This window comes from Pseudomonas sp. DW-iso17 (assembly GCF_058725345.1).
This window is the reverse complement of sequence record NZ_JBZXEA010000021.1, coordinates 293,000-313,472: the sequence shown is the minus strand read 5'-3', so window position 1 is coordinate 313,472 and position 20,473 is coordinate 293,000. Positions and strand designations below refer to the sequence as shown.

The following is a 20,473-nucleotide window of genomic DNA, read 5'->3' as shown; positions in this document are numbered from 1 at the left end:
ATAGCTTTCGCGAGCAAGCCCGCTTGACCGCGCTCTATCATGAGAATGCGCTCGAAATGTGGGAGCTGGCTTGCCTGCGATAACGGTGGTTCAGCAACACTTTTATCAACTGACACACCGCCATCCCGGCAAAGGGCTGGCCCACGGTTGTTTGCGGGCACGCGGCCAGGTGCCGGAGGTGGATCGGCTGTATGACTATCTGCTCGGTTATCTGAGGTGCGAACTGCTGACACAGGTCTAAGTGCTCAAGGACATGCTCATTGCACAATTCGGGTTTATGATGCCAGACGGCAAAATAATAGACGTCCCCCCAGGGATGAACCCGACACCCTACGGAGCACGCAATGCAGACTTGGTACCCGCAGATCAAACCCTACGCCCGGCACGATCTGGCTGTCGATGACACCCACACCCTGTATGTCGATGAAAGTGGCTCCCCCGAAGGCTTGCCTGTCGTGTTCATCCATGGAGGTCCCGGCTCCGGTTGCGACGCCCAGAGCCGCTGCTATTTCGACCCGAACCTCTACCATATTGTCACCTTCGACCAGCGTGGCTGCGGCCGCTCTACGCCAAGGGCCAGCCTTGAGAACAACACCACCTGGGATCTGGTCGCCGACCTTGAACGCATCCGCGAGCACCTGGGCATCGACAAGTGGGTGCTGTTCGGCGGCTCCTGGGGTTCGACCCTGGCCCTGGCCTACGCGCAAACCCACCCCGAGCGTGTGCATGGCCTGATCGTGCGCGGCATCTTCCTCGCCCGCCCGCAGGATATTCGCTGGTTCTACCAGGAGGGCGCGAGCCGCCTGTTCCCGGATTACTGGCAGGACTATGTGGCACCGATCCCGGTGGAAGAGCGCCACGATATGATTGCCGCTTACCACAAGCGCCTGACCGGCAACGACCAGATCGCCCAGATGCATGCGGCCAAAGCCTGGTCGGGCTGGGAAGGCCGTATGTTGGGCCTGTGCCCGAGCCCGCAGCATGTGGAACGGTTTTCCGAGCCGCAGCGCGCCTTGTCCATCGCACGTATCGAGTGCCATTACTTCACCAACAACTCCTTCCTGGAACCCAACCAGCTGATTCGCGATATGCACAAGATCGCCCATCTGCCTGGCGTCATCATCCATGGCCGCTACGATATGATCTGCACGCTGGATAACGCTTGGGAGCTGCATCAGGCCTGGCCCAACAGCGAGTTGCAGGTGATCCGCGAAGCCGGGCATGCGGCGTCCGAGCCGGGCATTACCGACGCGCTGGTGCGTGCGACCGGCGAAATGGCCCGGCGCCTGCTCGACCTGCCGCCTGAAGAAGCATGAAGGGCCTGTTGCAGCGGGTGCGTGGCGCCCGGGTTGAGGTCGCAGGGGAGGTGGTAGGCTCGATTGACCAGGGTTTGCTGGTGCTGGTGGCCGTCGAGCCTTCAGATACGCCCGAAAGCGCCGACAAACTGCTGCACAAGCTGCTTAACTATCGGGTGTTCAGTGACGAGGAGGGCAAGATGAACCTGTCCCTCAAGGACATCGGCGGCGGTTTGCTGCTGGTGTCGCAGTTCACCCTGGCGGCGGATACCAAAAGCGGGCTACGGCCCAGCTTCTCCACAGCGGCTCCTCCGGCCCTGGGAGCGGCGCTTTTTGAGCACTTGTTGTTACAAGCGCAACAATTGCATGGCAAGGTGGCTTCGGGGCGTTTTGGCGCGGATATGCAGGTGCACTTGGTCAATGATGGCCCTGTGACCTTCCTCTTACAGACATGAATGTATGAAAAACGACGTTAATGCCTAAAAACGCAGGGTTTCGCTACAAATACTTCACTGTCCCTGATGCGTTGTCTCGCGGGCTACTAGATAATCGCGCGCTACGGGGATCAGCGTTGTTTGGTCCATTTTTGACTTAGGTAGAGCCTTGTCCGACAACCGCATGGGGAATCATTTTGCCCCAGAGGAGTCGGAACATTGCTCGCCAACCTGGCATATAGATAGCTGGCCGTTGGTTTTTTGATCTGTTTTCGGCGAGGGTTGCTCGTGATTGTTAGTCCCTGTAATGCACCAAAATTGTCTGCCAAACGGTTACGAAACGCACTGGTGACGGGCTCTGCCCTGTTTTGCCTGTTCGGCGCGGGTCAACTGTGGGCGTTCAGTCTGGATGATGTGTCGGCCAAGGCAAAAGAGCTGGCTGGGCAGAAGTACGAAGCTCCGCGCAGCAATCTGCCGAACGAATTCCGCGAAATGAAATTTGCGGATTACCAGAAAATTCGTTTCCGCAATGAAAAAGCCGAGTGGGCCGATCAGAACACCCCGTTCAAGCTGTCCTTCTATCACCAGGGGATGCATTTCGACACCCCGGTGAAAATCAATGAAGTCACCGCCGATAGCGTGCACGAAATCAAGTACGACCCGACGCGTTTCGATTTCGGCGACGTGAAATTTGATCCTAAAGCCACCGAACAGCTGGGTTACGCCGGTTTCCGTGTGCTTTTCCCGATCAACAAGGCCGACAAGCAAGACGAAATCATGACCATGCTCGGCGCCAGCTATTTCCGCGTCGTAGGCAAGGACCAAGTGTATGGCCTGTCTGCCCGTGGCATGGCAATCGACACCGCGTTGCCGTCTGGCGAAGAATTCCCGCGTTTCACCGAGTTCTGGATCGAGCGTCCAAAGCCGGGTGACAAGCATTTGGTGATTTTCGCGCTACTGGATTCGCCACGCGCCACTGGCGCTTATCGTCTGATCCTGCGCCCTGGCACCGACACCGTGGTGGACGTCAAATCCCAGATGTACCTGCGTGACAAGGTCAGCAAGCTGGGCGTTGCGCCGTTGACCTCGATGTTCCTGTTCGGCGCCAACCAGCCGTCCAAGGTCCTCAACTACCGTCGCGAGCTCCACGATTCCAGCGGCCTGTCGATTCACGCCGGCAATGGCGAGTGGATCTGGCGTCCGCTGAACAACCCTAAACACCTGTCGGTCAGCAACTTCAGCGTCGAGAACCCGCGTGGGTTCGGCCTGCTGCAGCGTGGCCGCAACTTCAGCCACTACGAAGACCTGGACGACAACTACGACAAGCGCCCAAGCGCCTGGATCGAGCCTGAAGGTGACTGGGGCAAAGGCTCCGTCGACCTGGTCGAAATTCCGACCGCCGATGAGACCAACGACAACATCGTGGCCTTCTGGAGCCCGGCCGAGCTGCCGGAAGTCGGCAAGCCGCTGGACGTGGCTTACCGTCTGCACTGGACATTGGACGACGCGGCCTTCCATTCGCCGGACAGTGCCTGGGTCAAGCAGACCCTGCGTTCTACCGGTGACGTGAAGCAATCGAACCTGATCCGTCAGCCCGATGGCAGCGTGGCCTACCTGGTAGATTTCGAGGGCCCGTCCCTGAAGAAACTGCTGCCGGACGCTCCGGTACGTAGCCAGGTGAGCGTGGGTGATAACGCTGAACTGGTTGAAAACAGCGTGCGCTACAACGAACACACCAAAGGCTGGCGCCTGACCCTGCGTATGAAGATCAAGGACGCAAGCAAACCGACCGAAATGCGTGCGGCATTGGTGCAGGATATCGTGCAGCCTGAGCCTGAGTCGGTTTCCAACCATGTGCTCAAGGCCGACAAAGTCTTGGCCAAGCAGCATGAGAAGCAGGCCAAGAAAGACGCCAAGGACAAGGAAGCCAAACAGCCTGAGGCTGCCCCAGCCACACCGGAGCCGATCAAGACCGAGCAAGTCCTGACCGAAACCTGGAGCTATCAGTTGCCTGCCGATGAGTAATTCTCAAGTCAAGCCAGAGACTCTGTCCGAGTACCTGGCGCATCTACCCATGACGGCTGAGCAGCGCGCCGAGCTGGCGGGCTGCAAGTCCTTCAGCGAGTTGCACGAACGTCTGTCGTCCAAGACCTTCGACGCACCGACCGACGCTGCCCAAGCGTCGGTCGGCCGCCGCTTGACCCTCAACAGCGCCGAAGAGCTGCAAGACGCCGAGATGCTGGCGCTCGATGCCAGCGGTCGTGTGTGTCTCAAGGCCACGCCGCCGATTCGTCGGACCAAAGTGGTGCCCGAGCCTTGGCGCACCAACATCCTGGTGCGCGGTTGGCGCCGGATGACCGGCCGCACCAACCCGCCCAAGCCACCGAAAGATGAGCGGGTATTGCCGGCTGCGCGCTGGCGTACCGTGGGCTCGATCCGTCGTTACATCCTGCTGGTGCTGATGCTGGGCCAGACCATCGTGGCCGGCTGGTACATGAAAGGCATCATGCCGTACCAGGGCTGGTCGCTGGTCGACTTCGACGAAATTCGCAACCAGACCCTGCTGCAAACCGCTACCCAGGTACTGCCTTACGCGCTGCAAACCAGCATCCTGATCATGTTCGGGATTCTGTTCTGCTGGGTGTCGGCCGGTTTCTGGACTGCGCTCATGGGCTTCCTGGAGCTGCTGACCGGTCACGATAAATACCGTATTTCCGGTAAAAGTGCCGGTGACGAGCCGATTCCGAAAGATGCGCGCACCGCCCTGGTGATGCCGATCTGTAACGAAGACGTGCCGCGTGTATTCGCCGGCTTGCGTGCAACGTTCGAATCGGTGGCCGCGACCGGTGACCTGGATCGCTTCGATTTTTTCGTGCTCAGCGACAGTAACGACGCCGACATCTGCATCGCCGAACAGCAAGCCTGGCTCGACGTATGCCGCGAAGCCGGTGGCTTCGGCAAGATCTTCTACCGCCGTCGCCGCCGCCGCGTTAAGCGCAAGAGCGGCAACCTCGACGACTTCTGCCGTCGTTGGGGCGGTGACTACAAGTACATGGTCGTTCTCGACGCCGATAGCGTGATGAGCGGCGAGTGCCTGACCAGCCTGGTGCGCCTGATGGAAGCCACGCCGGATGCCGGGATTATCCAGACCGCGCCGCGTGCGTCGGGCATGGACACCCTGTATGCGCGCATGCAGCAGTTCGCCACTCGCGTGTACGGCCCGCTGTTTACCGCCGGCCTGCACTTCTGGCAGTTGGGTGAATCCCACTACTGGGGCCACAACGCCATTATCCGTATGAAGCCGTTTATCGAGCACTGCGCCCTGGCGCCGCTGCCCGGTAAAGGCGCGTTTGCCGGTGCGATTCTCTCCCACGACTTCGTTGAAGCCGCGCTGATGCGCCGTGCCGGCTGGGGCGTGTGGATTGCCTACGACCTGCCGGGCAGCTACGAAGAACTGCCGCCGAACCTGCTGGACGAACTCAAGCGTGACCGTCGCTGGTGCCACGGTAACCTGATGAACTTCCGCCTGTTCCTGGTTAAAGGCATGCACCCGGTGCACCGTGCGGTGTTCCTGACCGGCGTGATGTCTTATCTGTCGGCGCCGTTGTGGTTCTTCTTCCTGGTGCTGTCCACGGCCTTGCTGGCGGTGAACACGCTGATGGAGCCGCAGTACTTCATGGCCCCGCGCCAGTTGTACCCGCTATGGCCACAATGGCACCCGGACAAGGCGGTGGCGCTGTTCTCCACCACCATCGTGCTGCTGTTCCTGCCTAAACTGCTCAGCATCATCTTGATCTGGGCCAAGGGCGCCAAAGAGTTCGGTGGCAAGTTCAAGGTAACCCTGTCGATGCTGCTGGAGATGTTGTTCTCCATGCTGCTGGCGCCGGTGCGGATGATTTTCCACACCCGTTTCGTCCTCGCCGCGTTCCTCGGTTGGGCCGCTACCTGGAACTCGCCGCAACGTGACGACGACTCCACGCCCTGGAGCGAAGCGGTCAAGCGCCACGGTCCGCAAACCGTGCTGGGCTTCCTGTGGGCGCTGCTGGTGGTGTGGCTGAACCCCAGCTTCCTGTGGTGGCTGGTGCCGATTGTCGGCTCGCTGATGCTGTCGATCCCGGTGTCGGTGATTTCCAGCCGGGTCAAGTTGGGCCTCAAGTCCCGCGACGAGAGCCTGTTCCTGATCCCTGAGGAATACAACCCGCCGCAGGCCCTGCTGTCGACCGAGAAGTACACCCACGAAAACCGTTGGCACGCCCTCAACGACGGCTTTGTGCGTTCGGTGGTAGACCCGCAGCAGAACGCTCTGGCCTGCGCCTTGGCGACCTCGCGGCACCGTGAGGCCGAGCCCATCGAGTACCTGCGCATGGAGCGTGTTCGCCACGCGTTGAAAGTCGGCCCGGCTGGCCTCAACAACAGCGAACGCCTGGCCTTGCTCAGCGATCCGGTGGCCTTGGCTCGTCTGCATGAGCAGGTATGGAGCGAAGGTCACGCCGAGTGGCTAGGCGCTTGGCGTGCCTCGATCAAGGCCGATCCGCACGCGCCATTGCTGCCCCTGCAACCACAGTCGCCCCAGGCCCAGCCGGCCTGATTCAGGCACCCCCGAAGGCTCACTTCGGGGGTGTTTCAAACGTTGGTCCTACAGCGTTTTTAGCCTCTTCCTTTTATCGCTAACTCCTTGTTATTTCGAAACAAAAGACCTTTGTTCGAAGCGTATTGCCGTGCCTGCGGCTGGGTTAGGATCGCCCCCCAAATTGGACTCGCTACGGGGGCATTCATGATCAAAAGGTATTGTTTGGCATTGCTGATGGGCTTTTTCCTGGGGGGACAGGCAGGCCTGCTTTACGCCGGCGCGCTGGACAATGCTGTGCACCGCGGCGTGCTTAAGGTCGGCACCACCCCCAATAACGTGCCCTTCGAAATGCTCGATAAGCAGGGGCGCATCGTCGGCTTTGAAATTGACTTGCTCCACGCCATGAGCCGCGCGCTGGGCGTAGAGCTTGAATTGGTAGCGGTGCCCTACACGGAGTTGTTGTCGGGGCTGATGGCGAACAACTTTGATCTGATTGGCAGCGGCATGACGGTCACTCAGGAGCGCAACCTCAAGCTCAACTTCAGTGACTCGTTTATCGTGGTGGGCCAGACTGTGCTACTGCATCCGCGCCTGGGCGGGAAAGTGTCCAGTATTGAAGAGCTGGACGATCCCAGTTACCGCGTCGTTGCAACCCAAGGCACCACCGGCGAAGCCGCGGCACAGCGCTTTCTCCTATCAGCGCGGCTCAACAGTGTGGCCAACCCGGAAGAAGGCGTGCGGCAGGTCGTTGAAGGCAAGGCCGATGCTTTTATCCATGATGCGCCCTACAACCTGATCGCGATGAGTCGGCCGCAGAACAGTGCATTGTTGGTACTGGAGCAACCCTTCACCTTTGAGCCTTTGGCGTTTGGCCTGAAAAAAGGCGATTACGACAGCCTCAATTGGATCAACCATTTTCTCAACCAGATCGCCCAGGACGGCACCTACGATCGCCTCCATGACAAGTGGTTCAGGGACACGGCCTGGATAGCCGAGATCGACTGATCGTCATAACTGCTTACACATCAATCCCTAATCGAGAGGTCGCGCGCAAGCGTCTGCCTCTGTGCCTGGCCGGCTCGCTGTCAGTGTTTTGCGACACACGCCGATAACATTTACCGGTGAAACCTTTGTGGCGGACAACGAGTGGGTTAGGATCGCACCCCGAAATGGCGCAGCCCTTCTGTGCGCCCACCTTATAAGAATCGTTCAGGGGTCTTGATGATGAAAAAGTATCTTTCGATGCTGATGCTCGGTGTCACCGCGCTGGTCGCCGCCACTGCGGCCCAAGCCGGCGCCATTGATGAGGCGGTCAAGCGCGGCACGTTGAAAGTCGGTATGGACCCCACCTACATGCCGTTCGAAATGACCGACAAGCGCGGCGAAATCATCGGTTTCGAAGTGGACATCCTCAAGGCTATGGCCAAGTCCATGGGCGTCAAGCTGGAGCTGGTGTCCACCGGGTACGACGGCATCATCCCGGCCTTCCTGACCGGCAAGTTCGACATGATTGGCAGCGGCATGACCCTGACCCAGGAACGCAACCTGCGCCTGAACTTCAGCGAACCCTTCATCGTGGTCGGCCAGACGCTGCTGATCCGCAAGGAGCTGGAAGGCACCATCAAGTCCTACAAAGACCTGAACGACGAGAAATACCGCCTGACCTCCAAGCTCGGCACCACCGGTGAGATGGTTGCCAAGAAGCTGATCTCCAAGGCCAAGTACCACGGCTACGACAACGAGCAGGAAGGCGTGCTCGACGTGGTCAACGGCAAGGCTGATGCGTTCGTCTACGACGCACCGTACAACGTGGTGGCCGAAAAGAAGGTCGGGAACGGCAAGCTGGTGTTCCTGGAAGAACCCTTCACCTTTGAACCTCTGGCGTTCGGTTTGAAGAAAGGCGATTACGACAGCATCAACTTCATCAACAACTTCCTGCACCAGATCCGTAACGACGGCACCTACGATCGCATCCATGACAAGTGGTTCAAGAGCTCCGAGTGGCTCAAGGACATGGAATAAGGCCTGACACCGAGTTGCCTGCATCGCAGGCAAGCCAGCTCCCACATTTGACTGTATTCACACATCAACCTGTGGGAGCGGGCTTGCCCGCGATGGCGGCCTATCAGGCGACACCTATGCGGAAAGTGAAATGAAACATAAAAAAGCCCAATGGCCCTGGCACCTGCTGACGGTGGTGGTGCTGGTCGGCCTGGCGGGTGCCTTGTACTACGCCACGTCGTTGATGTCCTACGAGTGGCGCTGGAACCGCGTCCCCCAATACTTCGCCTATCAAGCCGAAACCTCCCAGCGCGCCGCGGATATTTCCACCGTGGTCGAGTTGGTGCGCAAAGGCGATATGGCCGAAGTCACCCTGCGCAACGACGCCGGAGTGGAACAAAAGCTCACAGTCGCCGATAACAGCCTGCAAGTGGCGCGCGGCGATGATGTGGCTGAAGGCGATGTGGTCGGCGTGACTCGGCAATGGGCACTGGGGCCGTTGATGTGGGGCTTGTGGACCACGCTGTGGCTGTCGGTGGTGTCCGGCATCCTGGGCTTGGCGATTGGCTTGGCGACCGGGCTGTGCCGGCTGTCGAAAAACCCCACCTTGCGCGACCTGTCGACAATCTACGTCGAGCTGGTGCGGGGCACGCCGCTGCTGGTGCAGATCTTCATTTTCTATTTCTTTATCGGCACGGTGCTCAACCTGTCCCGGGAGTTTGCCGGGATTGCCGCGCTGTCGTTGTTCACGGGTGCCTACGTGGCAGAAATCGTGCGCGCCGGCGTGCAGTCCATCACCCGTGGCCAGGACGAAGCGGCGCGCTCCCTGGGCTTGAGTGCCAGCCAGTCGATGCGCCACGTGGTGCTGCCGCAGGCCTTCAAGCGCGTGCTGCCGCCCCTGGCCGGGCAATTTATCAGCCTGGTCAAGGACACGTCCCTGGTGTCGGTGATCGCGATTACCGAGTTGCTCAAGAGCGGCCGCGAAGTGATCACCACCTCGTTCTCGCCGTTTGAAATCCTGTTTTGTGTGGCGGGCTTGTACCTGCTGATCAACCTGCCGCTGTCGAAGATGGCCAGCCGGCTTGAGCGGAGGCTTGCCCAAAGTGATTGAAGTACGCGATCTGGTAAAGGTCTTCGATACCCGTGGGCAGGTGGTGCGCGCGGTGGATCATGTCACCACCCAAGTGGCCAAGGGCGAGGTGCTGGTGGTGATCGGTCCCTCGGGTTCCGGCAAGTCCACCTTTCTGCGCTGCCTTAACGGCTTGGAGGAATTCGACTCGGGTTCGGTGAGCATCGACGGCCTGCAACTGGCCGACCCGAAGACCGACGTGAATGCCTACCGCCGTGAAGTCGGCATGGTGTTCCAGCACTTCAACCTGTTCCCTCACATGACCGTGCTGGAAAACCTGTGCCTGGCGCAAAAGGTCGTGCGCAAGCGCGGCAAGCAAGAGCGGGAGGCCAAGGCCCTGGCGCTGCTGGAAAAGGTCGGTATAGCGCAGAAAGCCCGCGAGTTTCCATCGCGCCTGTCTGGCGGCCAGCAGCAGCGGGTTGCCATTGCTCGGGCCCTGGCGATGGAGCCTAAGGTGATGCTGTTTGACGAGCCCACCTCGGCCCTCGACCCGGAAATGGTCGGTGAAGTGCTGGACGTGATGAAGACCCTGGCCCTGGAAGGCATGACCATGGTGTGCGTCACCCACGAGATGGGCTTTGCCCGGGAAGTGGCAGACCGGGTGTTGTTTTTCGATCACGGCAAATTGCTGGAAGACGCCGCGCCGGCGGAGTTCTTCAATGCGCCAAAAGACCCGCGTGCCCAGGCCTTCCTGCGCCAAGTCCTGTAGAAATATTTGCCTCTGTGGCGAGCGAGCTTGCTCGCGCTGGAGTGCGTAGCGCTCCCAAGATTTTGGGGCCGCTGCGCAGCCCAGCGGGAGCAAGCTCCCTCGCCACAGGTCAAAGCTTGAATTTGTCGACCAGCGTCTGCAAGTCCAGGCTCAACCTCGCCAACTGAACACTCGCCGCCGCCGTTTCCTCGCTGGCGGCGGCGGTTTGTTCCGATACGTCCCGTACCTTCAGCACACTGCGGTTGATCTCCTCGGCCACAGCGCTTTGCTGTTCCGCTGCGGCGGCGATCTGCGGGTTCATTTCCTGGATGATCGACACCGTGCGGGCAATGGCGATCAGGGCGTCGCCGGCGTCGCGGGTCAGGGTGACGCTGTTATCGGTCAGGTTACGGCTGCTGTCCATGATATCCGCCACCTGCTGGGTGCCGCTATGCAGGCCGAGGATCAGCCCTTCGATCTCCTCGGCCGATTCCTGAGTGCGTTGGGCCAGGCTGCGCACTTCGTCGGCGACCACCGCAAAGCCTTGGCCGGCAGCGCCCGCACGCGCCGCTTCAATGGCTGCGTTCAGGGCCAGCAGGTTGGTCTGCTGAGAAACAGACTTGATCACATCCAGCACACTGGCGATCTTCTGGCTCTCCTGTTGCAGCGCGAGCATCGCACGGCCCGACAGCGCCATTTCACTGGCCAGGTTGCCAATCTGCTCCATAGCCTGGGTGACCACCTGCTCACCGGCGCCGGCCTGATGGTCGGCTTCTTGGGCCGCCAGCGAGGCGCGTTCGGCGTGGCGCGCCACTTCCTGGGCAGTGGCGAGCATTTCATTCATTGCCGTCGCCACCTGGTCGGTTTCATCTTTCTGCTCGTTGAGCCCGCTGCGGGTCTGCTCGGTGACGGTGGATAACTGCGTGGCCGCTCCGGCGATCTGCCGGGCGCTGTCACCGATACTGCTGATCAGGCTACGCAGGCTGCGGGTCATTTGCCCGATGCTTTGCTGCAACTGGCCGAGTTCATCGCGACGGTCGACCGCCATGTCGTGGCTGAGGTCGCCTTCGGCAATGCGGCGTGCGGCGCCAAGGATCTCTCGCAGTGGTACCGCAATCTGCCGGGCGATCCACCAGGCGGCCAGCGCGCCCAGGGCCAGGGCGGCCACTGTCACGCTCATCAGCAATGTGCGGGTGTGGTCTGCCTCGCTGTTGCGCTTGGTGTTCTGGCTTTGGCTCAACTGGTTACTGTTGTCGCGCAGGTCATCGAGTTGCTGTTCGAAGCGGTTTTGCACGGTCTCCACGTTGAGCTGGGCTTCCTTGAGCTCGATCAACTGCTCGCGATAGTTAGCCAGGTCGGTCTTGAGCAGTGCTGAGTCCACGGGCAGCGCTGTGACTGCCAGTTGCGCGGTCTCCAGGGCGTCAAGGGCCTTGCCGATGGCCTCTGTATACATTGCCAGCGATTGCGCGGCCCAGGCGGGGCTCTGGGCGCGATCTTCGGCCAGCTCCATGGCCTGCCGCAGTTGCTCAATGGCATCAAGGGCCTTTTCGTCGTTCTGATCAGGCAGGTCACTGGCAAATTGGGCGAGGGTATCGCTGGCTTGCAGGGCGACTTTTTTCAGCACCGGGCGGATGCGCTCACGCTGTTCGACCAAGGGCGGAAGTTGCGTCAGGGCCGCCTTGAAGTGGCTTGCAAGGCTCTTGGCTTCCTCAAGCCGCTGCAGGTCAGCCGGGTCTTTCAGGCGGTTTGATAGGTCGGCCAAGTGCTGGTCCATCCGTTCAATCTTCGCGGCCATTTTGCTCAGGCTATCGCTGTCTGTCAGGGTGCGGTACACGATGCGGTCGGCGCGCATGGCCTCGGCGTCGACGGCCAATTGACCCAGGGTCGTCAGGCTATTGGATCGGTAAAGCACGGCGTTCAAGGCTTGCCAGCCCGTAGCGGCGATCAGGAAACTGAGGATCAGCACTTGGCCAAAACCCAGGGCGAGCTTGAGGCGGACGCTGGCATTGACCAGCACGCGGGTTAGCCGAGAAAACATGGTGAACCTCCGAATCAGAGAAAGCATTTCGCAACACATGAAACGCTAATTCGATTCGGGGCCGTGGAGGGCTGATAACTGCGTAGGAAATTTCACAAGTTACGGCGGCTTTGGTAAGCCGCCGTGTAGGGTAATTCAGACCCGGAAGCGCCCAACCAGGGTCTGCAGGTAGATCCCCAGGCGCGCCAGTTCGGCACTGGAGGACGCAGTTTCTTCGCTGGCCGACGAGGTTTGTTCGGAGATGTCGCGCACATTCAACACGCTGCGGTTGATCTCTTCAGCCACGGCGCTTTGTTGCTCAGCGGCGGTGGCGATCTGCGAGTTCATGGCCTGAATGGTCGAGACGGTGCGGGTGATATTGCCCAGCGCGTGGCCGGCGCGGCGCGTCAGCTCAACACTGCTCTCGGTCAGCCCGCGGCTGTTGTCCATGATGGTTGCCACCTGCTGGGTACCACTTTGCAGGCCGACGATCAGCTCTTCGATCTCTTCAGTGGACTTCTGCGTGCGCTGGGCCAGGCTGCGCACCTCGTCGGCCACCACGGCAAAGCCACGGCCGGCCTCACCGGCACGCGCGGCCTCAATGGCGGCGTTAAGGGCCAGCAGGTTGGTTTGCTGGGCCACGGATTTGATCACGTCGAGCACACTGCCGATCTTGTCGCTCTCGCGCTTGAGTTCACCCATGGCCACTGTGGAATTACCCACCTCGGTGGCCAGGCGCTCGATCTGGGCGATGGCTTCACCCACCACCTGGTCGCCTTCACGGGCTTGCTGGTCGGCAGCCACGGCGGCTTCCGAGGCCTCTTCGGCATTGCGCGCCACTTCCTGCACGGTGGCCGCCATCTCGTTCATGGCGGTGGCCACCTGGTCGGTCTCGACCTTCTGGCTGTTGACCCCGGCGCTGGTTTGTTCGGTCACGGCCGACAACTGCTCGGCGGCGCTGGCGATCTGGGTGACACCGTCGCTGATCCCGCCGATCAACTCGCGCAGGCCTACGGTCATGCTTTGCATGGCACGCTGCAATTGACCCAGTTCGTCCTGGCGGCCCGATTCCAGGTTGTGGCTCAGATCGCCGGAGGCCACACGCTCGGCGACTTTGAGGGTCTGGTTCAGGGGGATGACGATCTGGCGGGTGATGGCCCAGGCTGCGAAGATGCCGACGATCAGCGCCAGCACGGTGGCAAGCAGCAACAGGTATTTGGCCTGCGCGGCATCTGCGTCACGCACGGCGGTCTGGGAGACGGTGAGTTTTTCGCTGTGGCCCAGCAGGATGTCGCCTTGGGCGATCATGGTTTTCAGCGCAGCCGCGCTGGCGACCTGGGAATCGCGATACTGGCTGACGGCGGCGCGGTAGGCTTGCAGTGAAGCCCCGGCTTCTTGCAGGTTGGCCTGGTATTGGGCCGGCAGCTGGCCTTGCAGTTCGGTGATTTTCTTCAGGGCGTTGTCGATAGCATCCAGGGCCGGTTGCTCGGCTTCGACCTTGCCGCTGTAGGTGTAGCCGCGTACTTGGAAGCGCGATTGCTGGATCAGCTTGCTCTGCTCCACCACGCTGTTGAACTGGGTGACGCTGTCACCTTGCAGCAGGGCTTTTTCGATTTCATTGATCTTGGCGACAGCATTGTCGGCAGTGTCGCCGAGCTTGCTGCGAGCACCCTCACGCTTGAGGCCCGCCTGGACCATGGCCGCGAAGGCCTTTTTGTATTGGTTCAAGGCTTCCTGCTGTTGCTCGACCAGGGCTTTGTCGTCAGGTTGCTCGATCAGCTCGGCGGCGGTCTTCAGGCCGCTGTCGAGGTGGGCGAGCAGGCCGTCGACCTTGTCCGTGCCTTGCTCGCCACGGCGCATATCGAAGTCCAGACGTGCCAGGCGCAGGTCTTTGGTCAGGCCATTGAGGCTGGAAATGAAGCCCAGCTTGTCGCCGCGGCTGATCACATCCCCCAGGCCGGTCCAGCCGGTAAAGGTGATCAACAGCGTCAGGACCAATACCAGGCCAAAGCCGACGCTCAGCTTGCGGTTGACGCTTACATTCCCCAACTTCTCGGCTAACCAACGATACATGCTGCGAACTCCCCTGGAACAAGGCTTGGACTTATTCAAAGGCTATCGGCACGGGCGCGAGATTCTGTAGCTATGCACATGATCGTTCCCACGCTCTGCTGATCATTCTCACGCTCTGCTGATCGTTCCCACGCTCTGCGTGGGAATGAATGGCGTGACGCTCTGCGTCACAAGGGCGGACGCAGAGCGTCCTGAGCGGCATTCCCACGCAGAGCGTGGGAACGATCAGTCGGGGGGTTAGAACAGGCGGGCGAGCAGGGCCGTTACGGCGGTTTCGACGCGCAAAATACGTGCACCCAGTTGCACCGGCTGCAAACCGGCCTTGGCCAGCAAGTCCACTTCATAGGGAATCCAGCCGCCTTCCGGGCCGATCGCCAGGGTCACCGGTTCCTCGAGGGCTCGGGGGCAGGCTGGGTAATCGCCCGGATGGCCGATCAGGCCCAGGGTGCCAGCCGCCATGGCCGGCAGCCGATCTTCCACAAACGGCTTGAAGCGTTTCTCGATAATGATCTCGGGCAGCACCGTGTCCCGCGCTTGTTCCAGGCCGAGGATCAATTGCTCGCGCACCGCTTCCGGCTCCAGGAACGGGGTTTGCCAGAAGCTTTTTTCCACCCGGTAGCTGTTGACCAGCACCACCTTGGGCACGCCCATGGCCGCCACGGTTTGCAACACCCGGCGCAGCATCTTCGGGCGGGGCAGGGCCAGCAGCAAGGTCAGGGGTAATTTGCTCGGTGGCGGTTGGTCGAAGCTCACTTGCAGTTCGGCTTCAGCGGCTTCCAGGCGCAGCAGTTGGGCATTGCCCATCAGCCCGCCAATCCGGCCCACGCGCAGGGAGTCACCGACGGCGGCGCGGTGAACCTCCTGCATATGCACCAGGCGCCGATCACGCAGCACTACGCGGTCGGCCGCGATAAAGTCGGCCTCTTCGAGCAGCAGCAGGTTCACGGCTGGGTCGCAGGCGGCTGGTCGTCGTCGACAGGCGCGTCATCCGGGTGTTCGCCACGCTTGCTGATCAAGCCGCTGAACAGGATGCCCACTTCGAACAGCATCCACATCGGCACGGCCAACAAGGTCTGGGAGAAGATGTCCGGTGGCGTGAGGATCATGCCGACCACGAAGCAGCCGATGATCACATACGGGCGGATCTTCTTCAGGTACTTGACGTCGACCACGCCGATCCACACCAGCAACACTACCGCTACCGGAATTTCAAACGCCACGCCAAAGGCGAAGAACAGCGTCATCACGAAATCGAGGTAGCTGGTGATATCGGTCATCATTTCCACACCGGCTGGAGTCGCGGCGGCGAAGAACTTGAAGATCAGTGGGAACACCAGGAAATAGGCGAAGGCCATGCCGGTGTAGAACAGCAGGATGCTCGACACCAGCAACGGCACGGCGATGCGCTTCTCATGCTTGTAGAGGCCTGGCGCGATAAAACCCCAGATCTGATGCAGGATCACCGGGATCGCCAGGAACAGCGAGACCATCATGGTCAGCTTCAAGGGCGTCAGGAACGGCGACGACACATCGGTGGCGATCATCGTCGCGCCGGCCGGCAGGTACTGGCGCAGGGGCGTCGAGACGAAGGTGTAGATCTGCTGGGTAAAGGCGAACAGCCCGGCAAAGATGATGAAGATCGCCGCCACGCAACGCAGCAGGCGGGTACGCAGCTCGGTGAGGTGCGAGACCAGCGGCATATGCTGGTCGTTTTCCGGTTTATCAGCGCTCATGGGGCTCGCGGCGGCAATGTAGGGTCATGGGGTGCGGGCGACGCAACGGGCGTCGGCGCGGGCGTCGTAGGAGCGGGCGCTGCCGGTGCGGCGTCGGCCACAGGGGCTGGCGCGATGCTGTGCTCGGCCACCGGCGTTACCGGCTTGGCCGGCTCTTGCACCGGGGAAAGAATCTTGCGGGCTTCCTGCTCCAACGAGAGGATGTGCTCGTTGTGCAATTGCCGACGGATTTCGTCGGCACCGATTTCCCGTTCAACTTCCTGTTTGATCGCGTTGAAACTGCGCTTGAGGCGCCCGATCCACAAGCCGGCGGTGCGTGCGGCACCGGGCAGGCGTTCCGGCCCCAGTACCAGCAGGGCCACCAGGCCGACGAGCAGCAGTTCAGAGAAGCTGATACCAAACATTAGTCAGTGCTCACGAGTCTTTGCGGGTCGGCTCTTGGACCTTTTCAGCCTGCACGTCGAAGGTACGGCGCTCGGTGATCGGCTGGGTGGCCTGCGGGTGAACAGGCTGGGCCGGTGGCACCGGGTTGGCGCTTGGCTCGGCTGGCTTTTCATCATCGTTCATGGCTTTGCGAAAGCCCTTGATCGACTCGCCCACATCGGTGCCCAGGTTCTTGAGCTTCTTGGTGCCGAACACCAATACCACCACCACCAGAATGACGATCCAGTGTTTCCAGTCAAAAATGCCCATGCTTCAAATCCTCAAGTCTTACGTTATTCAGGCGGACGGGCGCGAGGCCTTCTCGGCGTGCCCGGACAAGCCGAAGCGACGGTCCAGTTCATCCAGCACGGCCTGTGGGTGCTGCCCCAGTTGGGCGAGCATCACCAGGCTATGGAACCACAAGTCTGCGGTCTCATAGATTACATCGCTGTAATCACCGCTGATTTGCGCGTCCTTGGCCGCAATGATGGTCTCGACGGATTCTTCGCCGAGTTTTTCCAGAATCTTGTTCAGACCCTTGTGGTACAGGCTGGCGACGTAGGAGCTGTCGGCATCCGCGCCTTTGCGGTCTTCCAGCACCTGGGCCACACGGTTCAGGGTATCGCTCATGTTCAGTGTCCTGCTGGGTAGATGGTGTGCGGGTCTTTGAGCACCGGCTCCACGACCTTCCATTCGCCATTCTCGAACACGCGATAGAAGCAACTGTGGCGGCCAGTGTGGCAGGCAATGCCGCCGATCTGCTCGACCTTGAGGATCACCACGTCGGCATCGCAGTCCAGGCGCAGCTCGTGCAGGGTCTGCACGTGCCCGGATTCTTCGCCCTTGCGCCACAGTTTGCCACGCGAACGTGACCAGTAGATGGCGCGCTGCTCGGCGGCGGTGAGGCTCAGGGCCTCGCGGTTCATCCAGGCCATCATCAGCACGCGCCCGGTCTTGTAGTCCTGGGCAATGGCCGGCACCAGGCCGTCACTGTCCCACTTGATCTCATCCAGCCAGTCTTTCATGTTCGGCTCCGGCAATTTGCGACAGTGTATAACCGGATGGGCTATCGACGCACGATCAGATAAACACCCACGGCGACCATGATGCCGGCTGGCCAGTGGCCCAGTTGGTTCAATGGCCCACCAATCGCCAGCATCACACCGCCCACCAGGTGCGCGGCGCCGAGCAGGCGCAGGAACCAGTCGTCCTTGCGCTTGCGCCACGGTGGCTCAGGGTCCTTGGCATGGGGCTGGGACATGCGCTCCAGCAGGTCGCGGGTCATGTTGGCCAGGTGCGGCAGCTGTTCGAACTGGCTGTGCAGGTTGCCCAGCATGGTTTTGGGGCTCATGCGCTCGCGCATCCAGCGTTCCAGGAAGGGTTGCGCGGTGTTCCACAAGTCGAGGTCCGGGTACAGCTGGCGGCCCAGGCCTTCGATGTTCAGCAGGGTCTTCTGCAACAACACCAACTGCGGCTGTACTTCCATATTGAAACGCCGCGCGGTCTGGAACAGACGCATCAGTACCTGACCGAAGGAAATATCTTTTAACGGTTTTTCAAAGATCGGCTCGCAGACGGTACGGATCGCCGCTTCGAATTCGTTGAGCTTGGTTTCCGCCGGCACCCAACCCGAATCAATGTGCAGCTGCGCCACACGACGGTAGTCGCGCTTGAAGAAGGCAAACAGGTTGCGCGCCAGGTAATCCTGGTCTTCCGGGGTGAGGCTGCCGACGATGCCGCAGTCGATGGCGATGTACTGCGGGCTCCACGGGTTGACGGTGCTGACGAAGATGTTGCCCGGGTGCATGTCGGCGTGGAAGAAGCTGTCGCGGAACACTTGGGTGAAGAAGATTTCCACACCGCGCTCGGCCAGCATCTTCATGTCGGTGCGTTGGTCGGCCAGGGTCGCAAGGTCGGTGACCTGCACGCCGTAGATGCGCTCCATCACCAGCACTTTGGGCCGGCACCAGTCCCAATACACCTGCGGCACGTGCAACAGTTGCGAGCCTTCGAAGTTGCGTCGCAATTGGCTGGCGTTGGCCGCTTCGCGCAGCAGGTCGAGTTCGTCGTAGATGGTTTTTTCGTAGTCGGCGACCACGTCCACCGGGTGCAGCAGGCGCGCATCGGCAGAGAAGCGTTCGGCCGCGCGGGCCAGGATGAACAGCCATGCCAGGTCCTGGCCGATGATCGGCTTGAGGCCTGGGCGAATGACTTTCACCACCACTTCTTCGCCGGTCTTGAGCTGCGCGGCGTGCACTTGCGCCACCGACGCCGAGGCCAGGGGCTCGACGTCGAAGCGGCTGAACACCTCGCTGATCTTCTGGCCCAGCTGTTCTTCGATCAGCGCCATCGATTGCTGCGAATCGAACGGCGGCACGCGGTCTTGCAGCAGCATCAGCTCGTCGGCGATGTCTTCGGGCAACAGGTCGCGGCGGGTGGAGAGGATCTGCCCGAACTTGATGAAGATCGGCCCCAAATCCTGCAACGCCAGGCGCAGGCTGGCGCCACGGCTCAACGGTGACGGTTTGCGCGGCAACCAGCGCCACGGCAGCACATAACGCACCGCCAGCAGGAACCATGGCAAAGGCAGGGCAAACAGCAGGTCATCGAGACGGTAGCGGATTACGACGCGCTGGATACGAAACAAACGGCGGACGGCGAGCAGCTTCATGCGTTATCGCTTGGATCAAGGGAACGGCTCAAGCGCTCGAAGCGGGCCTCGAGGCGTTCCAGGTCGATTTTGGCCTTGTCGAGCTCGCGAAAGCGCGCTTGCGCTTCCCGTTGCCCGACCAGGGTGCGCGATTCTTCGCTCAGGTATTCGGCAAGGTTCTGGTTGAGGCTGGCGAACCCTTGCTGGTACCAGCGCGAGCGGCTGCGCAGGTGCCCGCTGATCAACTGGGTGGCGACGGGGCCAATCCAGCGCGACAGTTCGTATTCCCAGTCCAGCTCCAGGTCTTGCAGCACGGCGGCCAGGTCCATCAGCACCGCACTGTCGCCTTCCAGTTCCACCTCGGGGCTGTGGAGGATGGCGGTCTTGTTGCGGCTCAGTGCCAGGTGCAACAGGCTTGAGGCTGGCGCACGCAGAGTGCAATCGGCCTCAGCGGCCCATTGAGTGGCGAGCAACAGGCCTTCATCGCTGGGCAGGATAAACAGCTGCAAGGCGGGGCTTCGGCAGTCGACGGCAATGACTTTGCCGGTCAGGTGCGCGAGCCGCGCCAGGGCGGTGCTGTCCAGGCGCAGTACACGGTTGAGGCCGTGCTCGACGCTGGCGAGAAGACCTTGCAGCAGCATCAGGGCTTGATGCCGCGGTGCAGGGCGACGATGCCGGACGTCATGTTGTGGTAGGTCACGCGGTCGAAACCGGCCTCCACCATCATCGACTTCAGGGTTTCCTGGTCCGGGTGCATGCGGATCGACTCGGCCAGGTAGCGGTAGCTCTCGGCGTCGTTGGTGATCAGCTTGCCCATCAGTGGCATGAAGGCGAACGAATAGGTGTCGTAGACCTTGGACATCAGCGCGTTGGTCGGCTTGGAGAATTCCAGCACCAGCAGGCGGCCACCCGGCTTGAGTACGCGCAGCATCGAGCGGATCGCGTCTTCTTTGTGAGTCACGTTACGCAGGCCGAACGCGATGGTCACGCAGTCGAAATGGTTGTCGGGGAAGGGCAGCTTCTCGGCATCGGCCTGAACGAACTCGATATTGCCGGCCACGCCTTTGTCGAGCAGGCGGTCGCGGCCAACCTTGAGCATCGAACCGTTGATATCGGCCAATACCACCTGGCCGGTGGGGCCAACCAGCTTGGAGAACTTGGCCGCCAGGTCGCCTGTACCACCGGCGATGTCCAGCACCCGGTTGCCGGTGCGTACGCCCGACAACTCGATGGTGAAGCGCTTCCACAGGCGGTGCATGCCGCCGGAGAGCACATCGTTCATCAGGTCGTACTTGGCCGCCACGGAGTGGAACACCTCAGCGACTTTTTCCGCTTTCTGGCTTTCCGGGACGTTCTTGAAGCCGAAGTGAGTGGTGGGTTCGGCATCGCTGCCTTTGCGCTGATCAGTCATATCGCTGTCACCAAAAGAGAATGCGGGACATGATAATCCCCAAGGCCTA

At 61.0% G+C, this 20,473-nt stretch carries 18 protein-coding genes and 3 pseudogenes; 9 read left to right on the top strand and 12 right to left on the bottom strand.

The genetic code is table 11. From position 1 onward, the window contains the following. Window positions 1–121: 121 nt before the first annotated feature. From AC4PS6_RS15805 to AC4PS6_RS15765, 9 genes and pseudogenes are all read left to right on the top strand, one after another. Window positions 122–241: pseudogene (locus AC4PS6_RS15805) on the top strand (alpha/beta hydrolase); the annotation flags it as partial. 103 nt (window positions 242–344) lie between these two features. Next, a complete protein-coding gene (gene pip / locus AC4PS6_RS15800) occupies window positions 345–1,316 on the top strand; it encodes a prolyl aminopeptidase (protein ID WP_034125552.1) in 972 nt (323 codons plus the stop codon). Next, window positions 1,313–1,750 carry a D-aminoacyl-tRNA deacylase gene (gene dtd / locus AC4PS6_RS15795; RefSeq protein ID WP_060764872.1) on the top strand — a complete coding sequence of 146 codons (438 nt, stop codon included), beginning with the start codon at window positions 1,313–1,315 and terminating at the stop codon, window positions 1,748–1,750. The genes pip and dtd overlap by 4 nt, the downstream gene beginning before the upstream one ends. 267 nt (window positions 1,751–2,017) lie before the next feature. Beyond that, a complete protein-coding gene (locus AC4PS6_RS15790; protein WP_014716546.1) occupies window positions 2,018–3,754 on the top strand; it encodes a glucan biosynthesis protein G in 1,737 nt (578 codons plus the stop codon). Then, window positions 3,747–6,325 (top strand): annotated as a pseudogene (mdoH, locus tag AC4PS6_RS15785) (glucans biosynthesis glucosyltransferase MdoH); the annotation flags it as partial. The gene AC4PS6_RS15790 and the pseudogene mdoH, both read left to right, overlap by 8 nt. A 178-nt stretch (window positions 6,326–6,503) precedes the next feature. After that, window positions 6,504–7,304 carry a transporter substrate-binding domain-containing protein gene (locus tag AC4PS6_RS15780; RefSeq protein WP_032901819.1) on the top strand — a complete coding sequence of 267 codons (801 nt, stop codon included), beginning with the start codon at window positions 6,504–6,506 and terminating at the stop codon, window positions 7,302–7,304. A 219-nt stretch (window positions 7,305–7,523) separates the two neighbouring features. After that, the gene (locus tag AC4PS6_RS15775; RefSeq protein ID WP_032901820.1) at window positions 7,524–8,321 is read left to right on the top strand and encodes a transporter substrate-binding domain-containing protein; all 798 of its coding nucleotides are present in this window, start codon (window positions 7,524–7,526) and stop codon (window positions 8,319–8,321) included. A gap of 130 nt (window positions 8,322–8,451) precedes the next feature. Further along, window positions 8,452–9,411, top strand: coding sequence for an amino acid ABC transporter permease (locus tag AC4PS6_RS15770; protein WP_014716550.1), 960 nt, complete (start codon window positions 8,452–8,454; stop codon window positions 9,409–9,411). Further along, window positions 9,404–10,138, top strand: a complete 735-nt coding sequence (locus tag AC4PS6_RS15765; RefSeq protein ID WP_020302382.1) for an amino acid ABC transporter ATP-binding protein — start codon at window positions 9,404–9,406, stop codon at window positions 10,136–10,138. Before AC4PS6_RS15770 ends, AC4PS6_RS15765 begins: the two co-directional genes overlap by 8 nt. Before the next feature lie 109 nt (window positions 10,139–10,247). Here AC4PS6_RS15765 and AC4PS6_RS15760 read toward each other — a convergent pair whose 3' ends face one another. The 12 genes and pseudogenes from AC4PS6_RS15760 to ubiE all read right to left on the bottom strand — a co-directional run bounded on the left by AC4PS6_RS15760 (window position 10,248) and on the right by ubiE (window position 20,424). After that, window positions 10,248–12,155: a methyl-accepting chemotaxis protein gene (locus AC4PS6_RS15760; RefSeq protein ID WP_137270855.1), complete on the bottom strand. Its 1,908-nt coding sequence runs from the start codon at window positions 12,153–12,155 to the stop codon at window positions 10,248–10,250. A gap of 135 nt (window positions 12,156–12,290) precedes the next feature. Next, on the bottom strand, window positions 12,291–13,004 hold the full coding sequence (locus AC4PS6_RS15755; protein WP_370712509.1) for a methyl-accepting chemotaxis protein: 714 nt from the start codon (window positions 13,002–13,004) through the stop codon (window positions 12,291–12,293). Window positions 13,005–13,148: 144 nt separating this feature from the next. After that, window positions 13,149–14,207 (bottom strand): annotated as a pseudogene (locus tag AC4PS6_RS15750) (methyl-accepting chemotaxis protein); the annotation flags it as partial. A gap of 237 nt (window positions 14,208–14,444) precedes the next feature. Next, window positions 14,445–15,152: a 16S rRNA (uracil(1498)-N(3))-methyltransferase gene (locus tag AC4PS6_RS15745; protein ID WP_014716554.1), complete on the bottom strand. Its 708-nt coding sequence runs from the start codon at window positions 15,150–15,152 to the stop codon at window positions 14,445–14,447. Further along, on the bottom strand, window positions 15,149–15,940 hold the full coding sequence (gene tatC, locus AC4PS6_RS15740) for a twin-arginine translocase subunit TatC (RefSeq protein ID WP_003187874.1): 792 nt from the start codon (window positions 15,938–15,940) through the stop codon (window positions 15,149–15,151). The genes AC4PS6_RS15745 and tatC overlap by 4 nt, the downstream gene beginning before the upstream one ends. After that, on the bottom strand, window positions 15,937–16,344 hold the full coding sequence (gene tatB, locus AC4PS6_RS15735; RefSeq protein WP_003187876.1) for a Sec-independent protein translocase protein TatB: 408 nt from the start codon (window positions 16,342–16,344) through the stop codon (window positions 15,937–15,939). The genes tatC and tatB overlap by 4 nt, the downstream gene beginning before the upstream one ends. A 10-nt stretch (window positions 16,345–16,354) precedes the next feature. Continuing rightward, a complete protein-coding gene (locus AC4PS6_RS15730; protein WP_003187877.1) occupies window positions 16,355–16,633 on the bottom strand; it encodes a twin-arginine translocase TatA/TatE family subunit in 279 nt (92 codons plus the stop codon). A 27-nt stretch (window positions 16,634–16,660) separates the two neighbouring features. Then, complete coding sequence (locus AC4PS6_RS15725) at window positions 16,661–16,993, bottom strand: phosphoribosyl-ATP diphosphatase (protein ID WP_003187881.1); 333 nt, start codon at window positions 16,991–16,993, stop codon at window positions 16,661–16,663. Window positions 16,994–16,995: 2 nt separating this feature from the next. Continuing rightward, window positions 16,996–17,388, bottom strand: coding sequence for a phosphoribosyl-AMP cyclohydrolase (gene hisI / locus AC4PS6_RS15720; RefSeq protein WP_073451960.1), 393 nt, complete (start codon window positions 17,386–17,388; stop codon window positions 16,996–16,998). A 41-nt stretch (window positions 17,389–17,429) separates the two neighbouring features. Then, window positions 17,430–19,034, bottom strand: coding sequence for a ubiquinone biosynthesis regulatory protein kinase UbiB (gene ubiB / locus AC4PS6_RS15715; protein WP_492180874.1), 1,605 nt, complete (start codon window positions 19,032–19,034; stop codon window positions 17,430–17,432). After that, window positions 19,031–19,654 carry a ubiquinone biosynthesis accessory factor UbiJ gene (locus AC4PS6_RS15710; protein WP_019820017.1) on the bottom strand — a complete coding sequence of 208 codons (624 nt, stop codon included), beginning with the start codon at window positions 19,652–19,654 and terminating at the stop codon, window positions 19,031–19,033. Before AC4PS6_RS15710 ends, ubiB begins: the two co-directional genes overlap by 4 nt. Then, a complete protein-coding gene (ubiE, locus tag AC4PS6_RS15705) occupies window positions 19,654–20,424 on the bottom strand; it encodes a bifunctional demethylmenaquinone methyltransferase/2-methoxy-6-polyprenyl-1,4-benzoquinol methylase UbiE (protein WP_003171186.1) in 771 nt (256 codons plus the stop codon). Before ubiE ends, AC4PS6_RS15710 begins: the two co-directional genes overlap by 1 nt. Window positions 20,425–20,473: the final 49 nt, after the last annotated feature.